Raw genomic sequence first — 16,164 nt, 5'->3', positions numbered from 1 at the left:
ATCAACGCTCGGTAAACGAATGGTAATGGAGAGTAAAGTCCGCGGCATTGTTTTCGGGGCAAACAGGGCAATGATTCACCGATTCCGGTGACAGAACGTGCCGATGCCGCTTGTCGTTGACGCCCTTCGGTCCTCGCGGTGCGACGTTGACGCCGCTTGTAGGGAAATCAGAGGATCCGAGGAGAGGTGTGCGGATGTCAGCCGCCCGCAGAACGACCACCGTCCGGAGGAAGGCGCTCACCGTCGGCGCGCTCACCCTCGCTCTCGCCACCGGCCTCGCCGGCTGCTCGGGCTCCGACGGCCCCGCCGAGAAGGGCGCGCAGGGCGGTGTGGGCGCCAAGAAGGGCCCGGCAGCTGCCCCGAAGGCCGTGCCTCGGCTGATCGGTGACGGCTCGACCGCCTTCACCGGCGCCCAGCCCCACCAGCCGACCTGGCAGCGCCTCAAGCCGGGCGAGACCCCGCCGCAGTTCGTCGTCTTCTCGTGGGACGGCGCGGGCGAGGACAGCCAGAAGCTGTTCTCCCACTTCCGCTCCGTGGGCAAGAAGTACGACGCCAAGATGACGTACTTCCTCAGCGGCGTGTACCTGCTGCCCGAGGAGAAGCGGAACCTCTACGACCCGCCGCAGCACAGCGCCGGCCGCTCCGACATCGGCTTCAACGACACCGAGGGCATCCGCGCCACCGTCCGCGAACTCCGTGGGGCCTGGCAGGAGGGCAACGAGATCGGCACCCACTTCAACGGGCACTTCTGCGGCGCCGACGGCGGCGTCGGCAACTGGTCCGTCGAGGAGTGGAAGAGCGAGATCAAGCAGGCCAAGTCCTTCGTCAAGAACTGGAAGACGAACGCCGGACTGCGCGCCGAGCAGCCGCTGCCCTTCGACTACGACAAGGAACTCGTCGGCGCCCGCACCCCCTGCCTCGAAGGCCGGAAGAACTTCGTCCAGGCGGCGGCGCAGATGGGCTTCCGCTACGACACGAGCGGCGTCAACGACCAGATCTGGCCCAAGAAGGACCTGGGTCTCTGGGACCTCTCGATGCAGCTCGTACCGGTCCCCGGCCGCGCCTTCCAGACGCTCTCGATGGACTACAACTTCCTCGTCAACCAGTCCCCGGGCACGACCCAGGGCGACCCGTCTCAGCGCGAGTACTGGGGCGACCAGATGAGGGACGGTCTGGTGCAGGCCTTCGAGCGCTCCTACCGGGGCAACCGCGCGCCGCTCGTCATCGGCAACCACTTCGAGTCCTGGAACGGTGGCGTGTACATGCGGGCCATCGAGGAGACCATCGCCACCGTCTGTACGCAGAAGGACGTCAAGTGCGTGTCCTTCCGTCAGCTCGCGGACTGGCTCGACGCCCAGGACCCCGACGTCATCGCCAAGATGCGCGGCCTGAAGGTCGGCGAGGCCCCGGCGGCCGGCTGGAAGGCCTTCCTGGCCCCCCAGCCGGCGGCCCCGGCGGGCGCTCCGACGACCGGCGTCGGCACCCCGGCGGTGGCCGTCAAGCCGGCTGAACGGCGCTGAGCCTTTCGGCGAGTACGAAATCGGGGTCGACCTGCGCCGCCAGGTCGGCCCCGGTCTTCGCGTTCCCCCAGCTCTCCGCGTTGCGCAGATGGAAGTGGACCATCTGGCGCGTGTAGCGCTCCCAGTCGCGGTCGGCGTACGAGTCGTCCGCCGCGTCCTGGAGGGCCTGGAGCGACATGCGGTTGTCCGCCTCCAGGAGCTCGAAGCGTGGCGGGCGGCCCTTCTCCATCGCACGGACCCAGTCCGAGTGCCCCACCGTGACGAGCAGGTCCTCGCCGACCTCGGAGCGCAGGAAGTCGAGGTCGTCCTCGCCCTGCACCTTGTTGCCGACGACCTTGAGCGCGACGCCGAAGTCCCGCGCGTACTCCTTGTACTGGCGGTAGACCGAGACGCCCTTGCGGGTCGGCTCGGCGACCAGGAACGTCATGTCGAAGCGGGTGAAGAGCCCGGAGGCGAAGGAGTCCGAGCCCGCCGTCATGTCGACGACCACGTACTCGTCGGCGCCGTCGACCAGGTGGTTGAGGCAGAGCTCGACCGCCCCGACCTTCGAGTGGTAGCAGGCGACCCCGAGGTCCGACTCCGTGAAGGGGCCGGTCGCCATCAGCCGGATCTCGCCGTCGTCGAGCACGACCGGCCGAGCGCAGGCCTCGTAGACCGGGTTCTCCTCGCCGACCCGCAGCAGCCGCGAGCCCTCCCCGGGCGGCGTGGTCTTGATCATCGCGTCGGCGGAGGTGATCCGCGGGTTGGTGCCCCGCAGGTACTCCTTGATGAGCGGCAGGTGCGCGCCCATCGCGGGCAGCGCGGCGGCCTCCGCCTCGGGCAGGCCGAGCGCGGCACCGAGGTGCTGGTTGATGTCGGCGTCGACGGCGACGACCGGGGCTTCGTTGGCGGCGAGGTGGCGGATGAAGAGCGAGGACAGCGTGGTCTTGCCGCTGCCGCCCTTCCCCACGAAAGCGATCTTCATGTTCACCTAGCGTAGTGGCACGAACGCGTTCAGTGGTCGGGGTGCGTGAAGAAGACCACTCCATCGTGGGGCGGGCGGCGGGGGCGCGTAGCCTCCCTACTTATGAGTACGCACGCCTCTGACCCCTTGGCCGCCCTCGGCTCCCTGCCGGGCGTCGCCGATGCGGTGGACTCCGTACGCAAGGCCGTCGACCGGGTCTACGGCCACCGTGTGATGCGCCGCCGCAGCAACGAGATCTCCTCCGAGGCGGCCCTGCGCGGGGCCCGCGGTTCGGCCGCCCTGTCCGGCGCCGACTGGGCCCTCGAAGAGGTCCGCCGCCGCACCGACTTCGGTACCGAGCCCGAGGCCCGCACGGTCGGCGCGGCCCTGCGCCTGGGCGCCGAGGCCGGGCAACTGCTCTCCATCTGGCGCCAGTCGCCGCTGCGGGTGCTCGCCCGGCTCCACCTGGTCGCCGCGGGCGACCCGGGGGACTCGGTGGGGCGGCCCCGACTCGACGGCGAGACCGTCGACGAACCGCTGGTCGAGGCCCCGCTGCCGAGCCCGGCCGAGGTCGCCGGACGGCTGGACGGTCTCTCGGAGCTGATCGTCGCGGGCGGCGAGGCCCCGGCACTGGTGACGGCCGCAGTGGTCCACGGCGAACTGCTCGCACTGCGCCCCTTCACCTCGTACAACGGCCTGGTCGCGCGGGCGGCGGAGCGGATCGTGCTGGTCGGCAGCGGGCTCGACCCCAAGGCGATCTGTCCGGCCGAGGTCGGCCACGCGGAGCAGGGGCGGGCCGCGTACCTCGCCGCGTTCGAGGGGTACCTGTCGGGGACCCCGGAGGGTGTGGGCGGCTGGATCGCGCATTGCGGACGCTCGGTCGAGCTGGGGGTCCGCGAGTCGACGGCGGTCTGCGAGGCGCTCCAGCGCGGCGCGGCCTGAGCCGGCGCGGAGGGGGCCGAGCCGGCGGCGCGGCCCGAGGGTGAAATGAATTTCCGGGCCCTGTGGGGGCCCGGAAATGGGTTGCGGCGGCACCCGTTCAGGTACCGCCGCTGGCACGTCTACCCAGTTACCATGCGTCCTCGAATATGTGCCCATCAGGCCGGGAACTTTGCCCGTGGCCTGGTGCGGCTGGCCCGTAATCGACGGGTCGACGTCGCGTGGGTGCTCGGTTTCTGTGCTAGGTCCGTGGGGCCTTCATGCTCAACAGGTGATCCTCTCGGATGTCCTTGGTCTCGCGGGCCTGATTCCTTTCTACTCCTGTCCGCCAGGAAGCGAAAGTGCTGGCTCCGCTTCTCCTGCCCTCTTGCTCAAATTCGGGCAAAGCCATCCGTGAGCCCATGGGCGAGAGCGGCCTGCCGGCGCCGGGAGGCGTACCAGACGAGTCCGGCGCCCACGGCCGCCGCACCCACCGCCGCGGCGGCGACGAGCGTGGGACGCGGCGGCATCCGGAACCCGGGCAGCCGCTGCTTGAGCCGCACCGGCTTCTCGAAGGCGAGAACAGGCCATTCCCGCGCCACGGCTTCACGGCGCAGCGCCCGGTCCGGATTGACGGCGTACGGGTGGCCGACGGCCTCCAGCATGGGGACGTCGGTCGCCGAATCGCTGTACGCGTAGCAGCGCGCGAGGTCGTAGCCCTCGGACTTCGCCAGCTCCCGGACGGCCTCGGCCTTCGTCGGGCCGTAGGCGTAGTACTCCACCTCCCCGGTGAAGCAGCCGTCCTCGCCGACCACCATCCGGGTGGCGACGACCCGGTCGGCCCCGAGCATCTCGCCGATCGGCTCGACGACCTCGGCGCCGGAGGTCGAGACGATCACGACGTCGCGGCCGGCGGCGTGGTGCTCCTCGATGAGGGAGGCCGCCTCGTCATAGATGATCGGGTCGATCAGATCGTGAAGGGTCTCGGCGACGAGCTCCTTCACCTGGGCGACGTTCCAGCCTTTGCAGAGCGCGGAAAGATATTCACGCATCCGCTCCATCTGGTCGTGATCGGCTCCGCCTGCCAGGAAGACGAACTGGATGTACGCCGTCCGCAGGGCGGCGCGGCGGCTGATCAGTCCGCCCCGGTAGAAGGACTTGCTGAAGGTCAGCGTCGAGGACTTCGCAATGACCGTCTTGTCCAGGTCAAAGAAGGCGGCTGTGCGCGGCAAGGAGTGGTTTTCCACAAGCCTGAGCATAGGTGCCCGCCATTCGGCGTACGCTCGGGCGCGTGGGTTTGCCTGAGAAGGCTCTCGGGTACACCATGGAAGTCACGGATCGTTCGCGACCGTGCTAACCCGGTCCGGCTCCTCCCCCCCCGAGTCGGCCGGAAAGACGACCCCCGCTCTCCCCCCCGGCGGGGGTCGTCGCATGTCCGGAGCCGTTTTGGCCCTGTGTGACATCGTCAGCTCCTCTCCTTTCGGCCAACGGCCGCCGCCCCGGCCGAAGCCCTGCTGGACACTCGATTCATCACTCACGGTAATCGGCAGGCTGCGTTCCGGGTAGTCCCCCGAGGGGTGACGAAGATATTCACAGGGCTTCGGTTATCCCCAGTTTTTCGGCGAGGTCCCCAGGATTTTCGGTACGGCCCCACGGTGATTCCTGTCGCGAAGTTCGCGGACGGCAGGAATCACGAGAGGGGTGTGCGCCATGGCGACATCGAGGACTTCCGGGGCCAGGGGTGCGGCGCGGAGCGGGGCGGGTGAGCCCGCCCCCGAGCCCCGCCGCACCGGGCCGCTGATCGTCACGGAGGACCTCGGGCTGCTCGACGACCTGTTGCGGCTGTGTGCCGCCGCCGGCGTGGAGCCCGAGGTCCACCACCGGGTCCCGGAGCGGCGGGCGGGCTGGACCGACCCACCGCTCGTCCTGGTCGGCGACGACGCCGCGGGCAGGTGCCGGGGAGCGGCCCGCCGCGCCGGACTCGTCCTCGTCGGCCGCGACCGGGACGACCCGGGGATCTGGCGGCTCGCCGTCGAGATCGGAGCCGAATGCGTGCTGCGGCTGCCCGAGGCCGAGAGCCTCCTCGTCGACCGCATCGCCGACGCCGCCGAAGGCGTGGGCCGGCAGGCGCTCGCCGTGGGGGTGGTCGGAGGGCGGGGCGGCGCGGGCGCCTCCACCCTGGCCTGCGGTCTCGCCCTCGCCGCCGCACGCACCGGGCGGCGCACCCTGCTCGTCGACGGCGACCCCCTGGGCGGAGGGCTCGACGTCCTGCTCGGCGGAGAACGCGAGCAGGGGCGGCGCTGGCCCGACTTCGCCGCCTCGAAGGGACGGCTGGCCGGCGGCGCCCTGGAGGAGTCCCTGCCGTCCGTGCGGGGCGTCCGGGTGCTCAGCTGGGGCCGGGAACCCACGGCGCCCGTGCCGCCCGAGGCCGTGCGGTCGGTGCTCGCCGCCGCCCGCCGCCGAGGAGGCGTCGTCGTGGTCGACCTGCCGCGCGGAGTCGATGCCTCGGCCGCCGAGGCCGTGGCCCAGCTCGACCTCGGACTGCTCGTCGTGCCGGGGGAGTTGAGGGCGGTCTCGGCGGCCCACCGGGTGGCCTCCACCCTCTCCGCCGGAGTGCGCGACCTGCGGGCCGTGGTCCGCGGGCCGTACGCCGCCGGGCTCGACGAGCGCTGGGTCGCCGATGCGCTGCGACTGCCGCTGGCCGGTGAACTCCCCTACGACCCGGGGATCGTGACCGACCAGGACGCGGGCGTACCACCGGGTGCCGAACCCCGCGGGCCGCTCGGCCGGTTCTGCGACGCGTTCTGGGCACGCGCCCTCACCCCCGGCGGTGCGGCATGACCGGGCCCGGGACGGGAGTCGGCGCGGGGGCCGTCGGCGGTGGCGTCGGGCTGCTCGACGCCGTGCGGCAGCGCCTCGCCGCCAGCGGCGCCGAGCCCACCCCGGCGCGTGTCGCGGCGGCGCTGCGGGCCCAGGGGCGACTGCTGGGCGACGCGGAAGTGCTCGGCGCTGCGGAGGAGTTGCGGTGCGAACTCATCGGCACCGGACCGCTGGAAACCCTGCTCGCCGACCCCGCCGTCACCGACGTCCTGGTCTCGGCACCCGACCGCGTGTGGGTCGACCGGGGCGCCGGACTCGAACGGGCCCCGGTGTCCTTCCCCGACGCCGCCGCCGTCCGCCGACTAGCCCAACGGCTCGCGGCGGTGGCCGGACGCAGGCTCGACGACGCCCGGCCCTGGGTGGACGCGCGGCTGCCCGACGGCACCCGGATGCACGCGGTACTGCCCCCGGTGGCGGTCGGCTCCACCTGCCTCTCGCTCCGGGTGGTGCGCCCCCGCGCCTTCACCCTGGAGGAGCTGGAGGCGGCCGGCACCGTGCCGCCCGACGGCGCCCCGATCCTGCGGGCCTTGATCGAAGCCCGGGTGTCGTACCTGGTCAGCGGCGGGACGGGGACCGGGAAGACCACGCTGCTCGCCTCGCTGCTCGGGCTGGTCGGGCCGCGGGAGCGCATCGTCCTCGCCGAGGACTCGGCCGAACTGAGGCCGGACCACCCGCACGTGGTGCGCCTGGAGGCACGGCCGGCCAACCAGGAGGGCGCCGGGCTCGTGACCCTGCGGGACCTGGTCCGGCAGGCGCTGCGGATGCGGCCCGACCGGCTGGTGGTAGGCGAGGTCAGAGGCGGGGAGGCCGTCGACCTGCTCGCCGCCCTGAACACAGGCCACGAAGGCGGCTCGGGGACGCTCCACGCCAACACGGCGGCGGACGTACCTGCGCGGCTCGAAGCCCTGGGTACGGCGGCGGGGCTCGACCGGGCAGCCCTGCACAGCCAGTTGGGGGCCGGACTGTCCGTGGTGCTCCATCTGGCGCGGGACCGGGACGGGCGGCGGCGGGTCGCTGAGGCGCATGTGCTGGAGCGCGACCGGGACGGCCTCGTACGAACGGTTCCCGCGCTGCGGTGGGGTGCGGCCGGGTTCGAGCGGGAGCGGGGCTGGGAGCGGCTGCGGTCGCTGATCGGCGGGGATGCGTGATGACGCCGGAGGCGGTTCCGGTGCGGGCCCTGGCCGACGGGGCGGCGGCGCTCTGCGCGGGGCTCGCGCTGTGGTGGACGGTCGGGCGGCGGCGCGGTGCGTGCCGGGCGCGGGCGCTGCTCGCGGGCGGGACCCCGGCAGCCGCACCGGGCACGGGCGGCGCGTGGGCGGCGCTCGCCGCACGGGGATGGACCGTGGTGCGCGAGCGGCGCGCGTGGCTGTGCCTGCCGCTCGCCGGGGGCCTCGCGGTACTCGGCGGATCACCGCTGCCCCTGGTGGCGGGCGCGGTCGCGGTGCCGCTCGTCGGACGGCGGCTGCGGGCGGCGGAGCGCCGCAGGGCCGGCGAGGCGCGGGCCGAGCGTGTGGTCGCCCTGTGCGGGGCGGTCGTCGGGGAGCTGAGGGCCGGATGGCAGCCCGCGCAGGCCCTGTCGTTCGCGGCCAGGGAGACGGGCGCCCTGGGCGCCGAGGAGGCGGCGGTGCTCGCCGCCGCCCGGTTCGGCGGGGACGTCCCGGAGGCGCTGCGGAGAGCGGCCGCACAGGACGGCGCCGACGGACTCGCGGGGATGGCGGCCTGCTGGCAGGTGGCCGTGGACGGCGGTGCGGGCCTGGCCGCCGGACTCGACCGGCTCGAAGCGGCCCTGCGGGACCACCGCGAGCAGCGGGAGCGGCTACGGGCCGAACTGGCCGGTGCCTGGGCGACGGTGGCCGTGCTCGCGCTGCTGCCGGTCGCGGGGATCGGCCTCGGGGCCGCGCTCGGCGCGGACCCGCTCCGGGTGCTGCTGCGCACCCCGGCCGGCCTCGGCTGTCTCGCCGTGGGCGGGGCTCTGGAGGCCGCCGGACTGTGGTGGGCCGCGCGGATCGTACGAGGAGGGGAGCGACCGTGATCGACGAACTTCGGCTGGGGGCGCTGCCGGCTGCGGCGCTGGTCGGGTGCGTGCAGGGCGTCCGGGCGGTGATGTGCGGACGGCGGGCGCGCGGGACGCGGCGACGGCTGGGGGGCCTCTTCCCGGCGGCGCCTCCGCCGCCGAGCGCCCGGTCCGGGCTCCCGGCGCGGTGGGGGAAATGGGCGGTGCCCCTGGGGGCGGCCGGTCTCGGCTGGGTGCTGTTCGGGGCGCTCGGCGGGCTGTTGGCCGGGGTCCTGGTCGGCATGGGCATGCGACGGAGGGCCCTGCGGCGGTCGGTCCCTCCGGCCGACGAGGAGGCCGCGGTGCGCGATCTTCCGCTGGCCGCCGACCTGTTGGCCGCCTGCGCCTCGGCCGGAGCCGGGCCTGGCGAGGCGGCGGAGGCGGTGGGCAGATCGCTGGGCGGCCCGCTGGGCGAGCGCCTGACCCGTACGGCGGCCGAGCTGCGGCTCGGCGGTGAACCGGCCGAAGTGTGGCGGAGGTTCGGCGCGATACCGGGCGCGCTGGGGCTGGCCCGCTGCATGGAGCGGGCCGGTTCCTCGGGGGCGCCGGCGGCGGAGGCCGTCGCCCGGCAGGCGACCGCGCTGCGGTCGGCACGGGCCCGCGCGGCGGCGATCAGGGCGCGCCGGGCGCAGGTGCTGATCAGCGCGCCCGTGGGGCTCTGCTTCCTGCCCGCCTTCCTGGCGGTGGGCGTGGCTCCGGTGGTGATCGGCCTGGCGACGGGACTTCTGGACGGGTGAACGGTGGTGGAGCGGATGAACGGCGCGGCAGGGCAAGGCGCAACGGCACATGACGAACACGACGAGTACGGCGAACGATTCGAGGGGGACGGCATGACGGGTAAGGCCGGCGGGACGGGTACGGCGGGCAACGCGGCGGCGGCGGGCGGCTGGTGGCGGGCGCGGCGGGAGGCCGCGCGTCGCGACACGGGGATGACCACGTCCGAGTACGCGGTGGGCACGATCGCCGCGGCGGGATTCGCCGCCGTGCTCTACAAGATCGTGACGAGTGGGACGGTCTCGGGCGCACTGGAGTCGGTGATCGGGAAGGCCCTCGATGCGTCGTTCTGACCGGGGGTTCGTGACCGTGGAGGCGGCGATGGTCCTGCCCGTCCTGGCACTGTTCACGGTGGTCCTGCTCTGGGCGCTCGCGGCGGCCGCCGCCCAGATCCGGTGCGTGGACGCGGCCCGGGCCGGTGCCCGGTCCATCGCCCGCTCCGAGCCGGTGGCGACCGCGGAGGCCGTCGCACGGGACGCCGCGCCCGGGGGCGCCCGGGTGTCGGTGACGCGGTCGGGAGAGCTGTGGCGGGTGACGGTGGAGGCGGCGGCCCCGGGCCCCCGGGGCATGGGGCTCACCCTGCGGGCGGACGCGGCGGCCCTCGCGGAGGACGGAGGCCCACCGTGACGCCCGAGAGGCGGCGCCGGGCGCGTGCCGGGGGTGACCGGGGTGCGGCGACCGTGTGGGTGGCGTTCGCGGCCTGTGCGCTGTGCGTGGTGTTCGGGGCGGTGCTCGCGCTGGGGCAGGCGGTGGCGGCCCGGCACCGGGCCGGCGGGGCCGCCGACCTGGCGGCGCTCGCCGCCGCCGACCGGGCACTGTGGGGTGGGGCGGAGGCCTGTGCGTCCGCGTCCCGGGTGGCGGCCGCACAGGGCGCCGAGCTGGTGGGATGCGTGCTGCGGGGCGAGGTCGCGGAGGTGACCGCCCGGGTCGTGCGGGGCCCGTACCGGCCGGAGGTCAGGTCGCGGGCGGGCCCGTCGGAGGAGTTTCCCCCTCCGGCGGCGCCGTCGACGCCGACGGGGCCGACGGAGGCTCACCGGCCGCCGGGGGCTGCGGGGCCTGCGGGGGCTGACCGGCCACCGGGGGCTGCGTGGCCTCCGGGGCCTCCCTCAGGAGTTCCGTGAGGAGGCGTACCGCGCCCCGTTTGTGGAGCGGGTCGTTGCCGTTGCCGCACTTCGGGGACTGGATGCAGGAGGGGCAGCCCGCCTCGCACTCACAGGAGGCGATGGCCTCCCGAGTGGCCGTCAGCCAGGCGCGGGCCGTGTGGAAGGCGCGCTCGGCGAAGCCCGCACCGCCCGGGTGGCCGTCGTACACGAAGACGGTGGGCAGCAGTGTGTCCGGGTGGAGCGGCACGGAGACGCCGCCGATGTCCCAGCGGTCGCAGGTGGCGAAGAGCGGGAGCATGCCGATGGAGGCGTGTTCGGCGGCGTGCAGGGCGCCGCCGAGGATCTCGGGGGTGATCCGGGCGGCGTCGAGCTGGTCCTCGGTGACCGTCCACCACACGGCCCGGGTGCGCAGGGTGCGGGGAGGCAGGTCGAGCTTGGTCTCGCCGAGGACCTCGCCCGTGATCAGCCGGCGACGGAGGAAGGAGACGACCTGGTTGGTGACCTCGACGGAGCCGTAGCAGAGGCGGCCGGCTCCCCAGGGGATCTCGGTGTCGGTTTCCAGGACGGAGATGGAGGTGGTGTCGCGGGCGGTGGTGGAGTACGGCGGGACGGCCTCCTCGACGAGGGCCACGGAGTCCTTCAGGTCGAGCTCCCGCACCAGGTAGGTCCGGCCCTGGTGGAGGTGGACGGCGCCCTCGTGGACGGCGGTGTGGGAGGCGGCCTCGTCGACGGTGCCGAGCAGCCTGCCGGTGCCCGCCTCGACGATCCGGACGGGGCTGCCCCCGCCGCCCCGGATGTCGGTGAGGTCGGCGGCCCGTTCGCGGCGGGTCCAGTACCAGCCGGTGGGGCGGCGGCGCAGCAGGCCGGCGGCCTCCAGCTGGGGCAGCAGTTCGGGGACGGCCGGGCCGAAGAGGGCCAGGTCCGGTTCGGTCAGGGGAAGCTCCGCGGCGGCGGCGCAGAGATGGGGGGCGAGGACGTAGGGGTTGTCGGGGTCCAGGACGGTCGATTCGACCGGTTGGTCGAAGATCGCCTCCGGGTGGTGGACCAGGAAGGTGTCCAGCGGGTCGTCGCGGGCGACCAGGACGGCGAGGGCGCCCTCGCCCGAGCGGCCGGCGCGGCCCGCCTGCTGCCACAGGGAGGCGCGGGTGCCCGGGTATCCGGCGATCAGGACGGCGTCCAGGCCGGAGACGTCCACGCCCAGTTCCAGGGCGGTCGTGGCGGCCAGGCCGAGCAGCTCGCCGGAGTGCAGGGCCCGCTCAAGGGCGCGGCGCTCCTCGGGCAGGTAGCCGCCCCGGTAGGCGGCGACCCGGCGGGCGAGTGAGCGGTCGGTCTCGGCCAGCCGTTCCTGGGCGATCACCGAGATGAGCTCGGCGCCGCGCCGGGAGCGGACGAAGGCGACGGAGCGGACGCCCTGACGGGTCAGGTCGGTGAGGAGGTCGGCGGTCTCGGCGGTGGCCGTGCGGCGGACGGGCGCGCCGCGCTCGCCGTGCAGCTCGGTCAGCGGCGGCTCCCACAGGGCGAAGACCAGCTCGCCGCGTGGGGAGGCGTCGTCGGAGACCTCGACGACCTGGAGGCCGGTGAGGCGGCCGGCGGCGACGGCGGGGTCGGCGGAGGTGGCGGAGGCGAGGAGGAAGACCGGTTCGGAGCCGTACCGGGCGCAGATCCGGCGCAGGCGCCGCAGGACCTGGGCGACGTGGGAGCCGAAGACGCCCCGGTAGGTGTGGCACTCGTCGATCACGACGTAGCGCAGGGAGCGCAGGAAGGAGGACCACCTGGGGTGGGAGGGGAGTATGCCCCGGTGCAGCATGTCGGGGTTGGTGAGCACGTAGTTCGCGTACTGGCGGACCCACTCGCGTTCCTCGACCGGGGTGTCCCCGTCGTAGACGGCGGGGCGGACGCGGGTGCCGAGTGGGGCGGCCAGTTCCCGCACGGCGCGCCGCTGGTCCGCGGCGAGGGCCTTGGTGGGCGAGAGGTACAGGGCGGTGGTCCCGCGCCCGTTGGGGGCCTCCGCGCCGTCCAGGAGGGTGCTGAGGACCGGGGCGAGGTAGGCGAGCGACTTGCCCGAGGCGGTTCCGGTGGCGATCACCACGGACTCGCCGTCGAGGGCGTGCTCGGCGGCCTCCGCCTGATGCGCCCAGGGGTGCTCGATCCCGGCCTCCTGGACCGCCGCGATCACCTCCGGACGGATGCGGTGCGGCCAGACGGCATGACGACCCTCCCGGGCGGGCATGTGCTCCGTATGAGTGATGCGTGCGGCCCGGCTCTCGCCCGAGGAGAGCCGGGCCAGGACCTCGCCGGGAGAGGGGCGGCTGCCCGTGTCCCCGGCCGGACGACGGGGGCGGTGATTCTTGGCCATCGGCACCGAGTGTGTCACTGCCATGACGGACAATGCTTCCAAGGCGTCGTGCATGGCTGCTGGTAAGTGATTGAATGCCATCGCGGCTGGCGATCAGTTCTCCGACTCCGCCCGGGAGACCCGAGGGGAACGGTCGTTCGATAGCAAGGTGCTGGAGGATCCGTGGACCTGTCCCTGTCGACTCGCAATGTGACCGGCGCTGGTGGTGACCGTACGGTCGTCGAGGTCGGTGGCGAGATTGATGTGTATACCGCGCCCAAGCTGCGCGAGCAGTTGGTCGAGTTGGTGAACGACGGCAGCTACCACCTGGTCGTCGACATGGAGGGCGTGGACTTCCTCGACTCCACCGGCCTCGGTGTGCTCGTCGGCGGCCTGAAGCGTGTTCGCGCGCACGAGGGCTCGCTGCGTCTGGTCTGCAACCAGGAGCGCATTCTCAAGATTTTCCGGATCACGGGCCTCACCAAGGTGTTCCCGATCCACACCTCGGTCGACGAGGCCGTCAACGCCGTCGACTGAGCCCAGGGGGTTCGCATGGCCACCGTTGAACTCCGCTTCAGCGCTCAGCCCGAGCACGTCCGTACGGCCCGCCTGGTGGCGGCTGCGGTCGCGCGCCGGGCAGGGGTGGACGAGGCGGTCCTCGACGAGGTGCGTCTCGCCGTCGGTGAGGCATGTTCCCGTGCCGTCGGGCTGCACCGCAGCAACGACGTCACGACCCCCATCAGAGTCGTGCTGACCGAGGAGGAGAAGACCTTCTCCATCGAGGTCGGCGACGAGGTGCCGGGCGCGGGGGTGGCGGCGGCGGACGCCGCCGGTGTCCCCGGCGCGCGGACCGCGGCCCCGGCCGAGGATTTCGACGACGCCGACGGTGAGGACGAGATGGGGCTCGCGGTGATCCGCGGGCTCGTCGACGACGTCGAGGTGAGAGCCGGCGAAGACGGCGGAACCATCCGGATGAGCTGGCCGGTGAGTTCGGCGGACATCCTGTCCTGACCCGTACGGAGTCAGAAGCGTGAGGAGAAGAGGCCCTGCCCCGCAGGGCCTCTTCTTCGTTCCCGGGGGAGCCGCACCCGCGAGGCGTTCCCGGATTGGTGCATCCGCGCGGGGGTCCCTGCCGCATCCCCGTTTGTCCCGGTCCGTCTCCCTATGATCCGTCCCCATGTACCCCACTTCCCTCGCCGCGGCGGTGCTCACGAGCGGGAACCGGACGATCGTGGCCGTCGTCGGCGTCGTCGCTGTCCTCGCGCTCGTGGTCGCGCGGCTCCTCGTCCGCCAGGTCCTCGCGGCCGGCGAGGGCACCGAGCGGATGAGGGAGATCGCCGCCGCCGTGCAGGAGGGCGCCAACGCCTACCTCGCACGGCAGCTGCGGACCCTCGCGGTTTTCGCGGCCGTCGTGTTCTTCCTACTGATGCTGCTGCCCGCCGACAACTGGTCGCAGCGCGCCGGACGCTCCCTGTTCTTCCTGGTCGGGGCCCTGTTCTCGGCGCTCACCGGCTATCTCGGCATGCGGCTCGCCGTACGGGCGAACGTGCGGGTCGCCGCCGCGGCCCGGGAGGCGACCCCGGCGCCGGGCGAGCCGGAGCGGGACCGGTCCGAGGTCGCGCACCGGGCCATGCGGATCGCGTTCCGCACCGGCGGGGTCGTCGGCATGTGCACGGTCGGCCTTGGCCTCCTCGGAGCCGTCTGCGTCGTCCTCGTCTACGCCGCCGACGCGCCCAAGGTGCTCGAGGGATTCGGACTCGGCGCCGCGCTGATCGCCATGTTCATGCGGGTGGGCGGCGGCATCTTCACCAAGGCCGCCGATGTCGGCGCCGACCTGGTCGGCAAGGTCGAGCAGGGCATCCCCGAGGACGACCCGCGCAACGCGGCCACGATCGCCGACAACGTCGGCGACAACGTCGGCGACTGCGCGGGCATGGCGGCCGACCTCTTCGAGTCGTACGCCGTGACCCTGGTCGCCGCGCTCATCCTGGGCAAGGCGGCCTTCGGCGACCACGGCCTGGCCTTTCCCCTGATGGTCCCGGCGATCGGCGTGCTCACCGCGGTCATCGGCATCCTCGCGGTCTCGCCGCGCCGTGCCGACCGGGGCGGGATGAGCGCGATCAACCGCGGATTCCTCGTCTCGGCGGTCATCTCGCTCGCCGGGGTCGCCGTCGCCGCCTTCGCGTACCTGCCGTCCTCCTACGCCGAACTCCAGGGCGTCACCGAGCCGGGCATCCACGGCCACGGCGGCGACCCACGGGTCCTCGCGCTGGTCGCCGTCGCCCTCGGCATCGTCCTCGCCGCGCTGATCCAGCAGCTCACCGGCTACTTCACGGAGACGAGCCGGCGGCCGGTCAGGGACATCGGCAAGTCCTCGCTCACCGGCCCCGCGACCGTCGTCCTCGCGGGCGTGGCCCTCGGCATGGAGTCCGCCGTCTATACGGCGCTGCTGATCGGGCTCGCCGTGTACGGGGCGTTCCTGCTGGGTGGCGCCTCGATCACGCTCGCGCTGTTCGCGGTGGCCCTCGCCGGTACGGGGCTGCTCACCACCGTCGGAGTGATCGTCGCCATGGACACCTTCGGTCCGGTCGCCGACAACGCCCAGGGCATCGCGGAGATGTCCGGGGACGTCACGGGGGCGGGCGCGCAGGTCCTCACCGACCTGGACGCCGTCGGCAACACCACGAAGGCCATCACCAAGGGCATCGCCATCGCCACCGCCGTACTCGCGGCCTCGGCGCTGTTCGGCTCGTACCGGGACGCCATCGCGACCGCGGTCGCCGACGTCGGGGAGGTCGGCGCGAAGGGTGACCTGCTGACGCTCTCGATGGACATCTCCCAGCCCAACAACCTCTTCGGACTGATCCTGGGCGCGGCGGTCGTCTTCCTCTTCTCGGGGCTCGCGATCAACGCCGTGTCGCGGTCGGCCGGATCGGTGGTCTACGAGGTGCGGAGGCAGTTCCGCGAACACCCCGGGATCATGGACTACACCGAGAAGCCGGAGTACGGGCGGGTCGTCGACATCTGCACCAGGGACGCGCTGCGCGAACTCGCCACGCCCGGCCTGCTCGCCGTGTTGGCCCCGATCGCGGTCGGTTTCGCGCTCGGGGTCGGCCCCCTCGGCGCGTACCTCGCCGGGGCGATCGGGACGGGTGCGCTGATGGCGGTCTTCCTCGCCAACTCGGGTGGCGCCTGGGACAACGCGAAGAAGCTGGTCGAGGACGGCAACCACGGGGGCAAGGGCAGCGAGGCGCACGAGGCGACGGTCATCGGGGACACCGTCGGGGACCCGTTCAAGGACACCGCGGGGCCGGCCATCAACCCGCTCCTGAAGGTGATGAACCTGGTCGCGCTGCTCATCGCCCCGGCGGTCGTGCGGTTCAGTTACGGGGAGGACGCCGCGGCCGGTCTGCGGGCGGCGGTCGCGGTGCTCGCGCTGGTCGTGGTGGTGGCCGCGGTGTGGGTCTCCAAGAAGCGCCCGGTGGCCGTCTCCTGACGTGTCGTCCGTCTCATTCCCTGGCGCTCGGGGGGTGTGTGGGAGGTCTCTCCCTTGGGGCAAAAGGTTGCAATACAGGGTGAATCCATCGCACGAAAGGTGGAAGTAGCCCGTTCGGCGTGTATGTTCCGGGGCCGAGAGC

The 16,164-nt window shown here is 73.2% G+C and carries 14 protein-coding genes and 1 pseudogene; 12 read left to right on the top strand and 3 right to left on the bottom strand.

Features of this window, described 5'->3' with window-relative positions; translation table 11 throughout:
- The first annotated feature begins 194 nt into the window (after positions 1 to 194).
- Positions 195 to 1,520, top strand: coding sequence for a polysaccharide deacetylase family protein (locus ABT154_RS00220; RefSeq protein ID WP_351850898.1), 1,326 nt, complete (start codon positions 195 to 197; stop codon positions 1,518 to 1,520).
- On the opposite strand, the gene ABT154_RS00215 is transcribed toward ABT154_RS00220, so the two are convergent.
- On the bottom strand, positions 1,498 to 2,484 hold the full coding sequence (locus tag ABT154_RS00215) for an ATP-binding protein (RefSeq protein WP_351850895.1): 987 nt from the start codon (positions 2,482 to 2,484) through the stop codon (positions 1,498 to 1,500). The two genes, ABT154_RS00220 and ABT154_RS00215, sit on opposite strands and share 23 nt — an antisense overlap.
- 102 nt (positions 2,485 to 2,586) lie before the next feature.
- Here ABT154_RS00215 and ABT154_RS00210 point away from each other — a divergent pair, with 102 nt between their 5' ends.
- Positions 2,587 to 3,405, top strand: a complete 819-nt coding sequence (locus ABT154_RS00210) for a Fic family protein (protein WP_351850892.1) — start codon at positions 2,587 to 2,589, stop codon at positions 3,403 to 3,405.
- A 368-nt stretch (positions 3,406 to 3,773) separates the two neighbouring features.
- On the opposite strand, the gene ABT154_RS00205 is transcribed toward ABT154_RS00210, so the two are convergent.
- The gene (locus ABT154_RS00205) at positions 3,774 to 4,640 is read right to left on the bottom strand and encodes an HAD family hydrolase (protein ID WP_351850890.1); all 867 of its coding nucleotides are present in this window, start codon (positions 4,638 to 4,640) and stop codon (positions 3,774 to 3,776) included.
- 451 nt (positions 4,641 to 5,091) lie between these two features.
- Between ABT154_RS00205 and ssd the strand changes: the two genes are divergently transcribed.
- The 7 genes and pseudogenes from ssd to ABT154_RS00170 all read left to right on the top strand — a co-directional run.
- On the top strand, positions 5,092 to 6,222 hold the full coding sequence (ssd, locus tag ABT154_RS00200; protein WP_351850887.1) for a septum site-determining protein Ssd: 1,131 nt from the start codon (positions 5,092 to 5,094) through the stop codon (positions 6,220 to 6,222).
- Positions 6,219 to 7,409, top strand: coding sequence for a TadA family conjugal transfer-associated ATPase (locus ABT154_RS00195; RefSeq protein ID WP_351850885.1), 1,191 nt, complete (start codon positions 6,219 to 6,221; stop codon positions 7,407 to 7,409). The genes ssd and ABT154_RS00195 overlap by 4 nt, the downstream gene beginning before the upstream one ends.
- The gene (locus ABT154_RS00190; RefSeq protein ID WP_351850882.1) at positions 7,409 to 8,293 is read left to right on the top strand and encodes a type II secretion system F family protein; all 885 of its coding nucleotides are present in this window, start codon (positions 7,409 to 7,411) and stop codon (positions 8,291 to 8,293) included. Before ABT154_RS00195 ends, ABT154_RS00190 begins: the two co-directional genes overlap by 1 nt.
- Positions 8,290 to 9,051: a type II secretion system F family protein gene (locus tag ABT154_RS00185; protein ID WP_502969405.1), complete on the top strand. Its 762-nt coding sequence runs from the start codon at positions 8,290 to 8,292 to the stop codon at positions 9,049 to 9,051. Before ABT154_RS00190 ends, ABT154_RS00185 begins: the two co-directional genes overlap by 4 nt.
- Positions 9,052 to 9,144: 93 nt before the next feature.
- Positions 9,145 to 9,381 carry a DUF4244 domain-containing protein gene (locus tag ABT154_RS00180; RefSeq protein ID WP_351850879.1) on the top strand — a complete coding sequence of 79 codons (237 nt, stop codon included), beginning with the start codon at positions 9,145 to 9,147 and terminating at the stop codon, positions 9,379 to 9,381.
- Positions 9,368 to 9,715 (top strand): TadE family type IV pilus minor pilin, encoded by a 348-nt coding sequence (locus ABT154_RS00175; RefSeq protein ID WP_351850877.1) that lies wholly within the window; start codon positions 9,368 to 9,370, stop codon positions 9,713 to 9,715. Before ABT154_RS00180 ends, ABT154_RS00175 begins: the two co-directional genes overlap by 14 nt.
- Positions 9,613 to 10,002 (top strand): annotated as a pseudogene (locus tag ABT154_RS00170) (Rv3654c family TadE-like protein); the annotation flags it as partial. The gene ABT154_RS00175 and the pseudogene ABT154_RS00170, both read left to right, overlap by 103 nt.
- A 40-nt stretch (positions 10,003 to 10,042) precedes the next feature.
- Here the strand turns inward: ABT154_RS00170 and ABT154_RS00165 are convergent.
- Positions 10,043 to 12,628, bottom strand: coding sequence for a DEAD/DEAH box helicase (locus ABT154_RS00165; protein ID WP_351850874.1), 2,586 nt, complete (start codon positions 12,626 to 12,628; stop codon positions 10,043 to 10,045).
- Between the two features lie 81 nt (positions 12,629 to 12,709).
- Here ABT154_RS00165 and ABT154_RS00160 point away from each other — a divergent pair, with 81 nt between their 5' ends.
- The 3 genes from ABT154_RS00160 to ABT154_RS00150 all read left to right on the top strand — a co-directional run bounded on the left by ABT154_RS00160 (position 12,710) and on the right by ABT154_RS00150 (position 16,022).
- Entirely contained in the window at positions 12,710 to 13,063 is a 354-nt protein-coding gene (locus ABT154_RS00160) for an STAS domain-containing protein (RefSeq protein WP_056569340.1), read from the top strand.
- Positions 13,064 to 13,078: 15 nt separating this feature from the next.
- Positions 13,079 to 13,537, top strand: a complete 459-nt coding sequence (locus ABT154_RS00155) for an ATP-binding protein (protein ID WP_317876466.1) — start codon at positions 13,079 to 13,081, stop codon at positions 13,535 to 13,537.
- A 166-nt stretch (positions 13,538 to 13,703) separates the two neighbouring features.
- Positions 13,704 to 16,022, top strand: a complete 2,319-nt coding sequence (locus ABT154_RS00150) for a sodium-translocating pyrophosphatase (protein WP_351850871.1) — start codon at positions 13,704 to 13,706, stop codon at positions 16,020 to 16,022.
- Positions 16,023 to 16,164 lie beyond the last annotated feature (142 nt).

It is taken from the genome of Streptomyces sp. NPDC001728 (assembly GCF_040297565.1).
Lineage (GTDB): Bacteria > Actinomycetota > Actinomycetes > Streptomycetales > Streptomycetaceae > Streptomyces.
The sequence above is the reverse complement of the archived record's forward strand: the minus strand, read 5'-3'. Positions and strand labels throughout refer to the sequence as shown.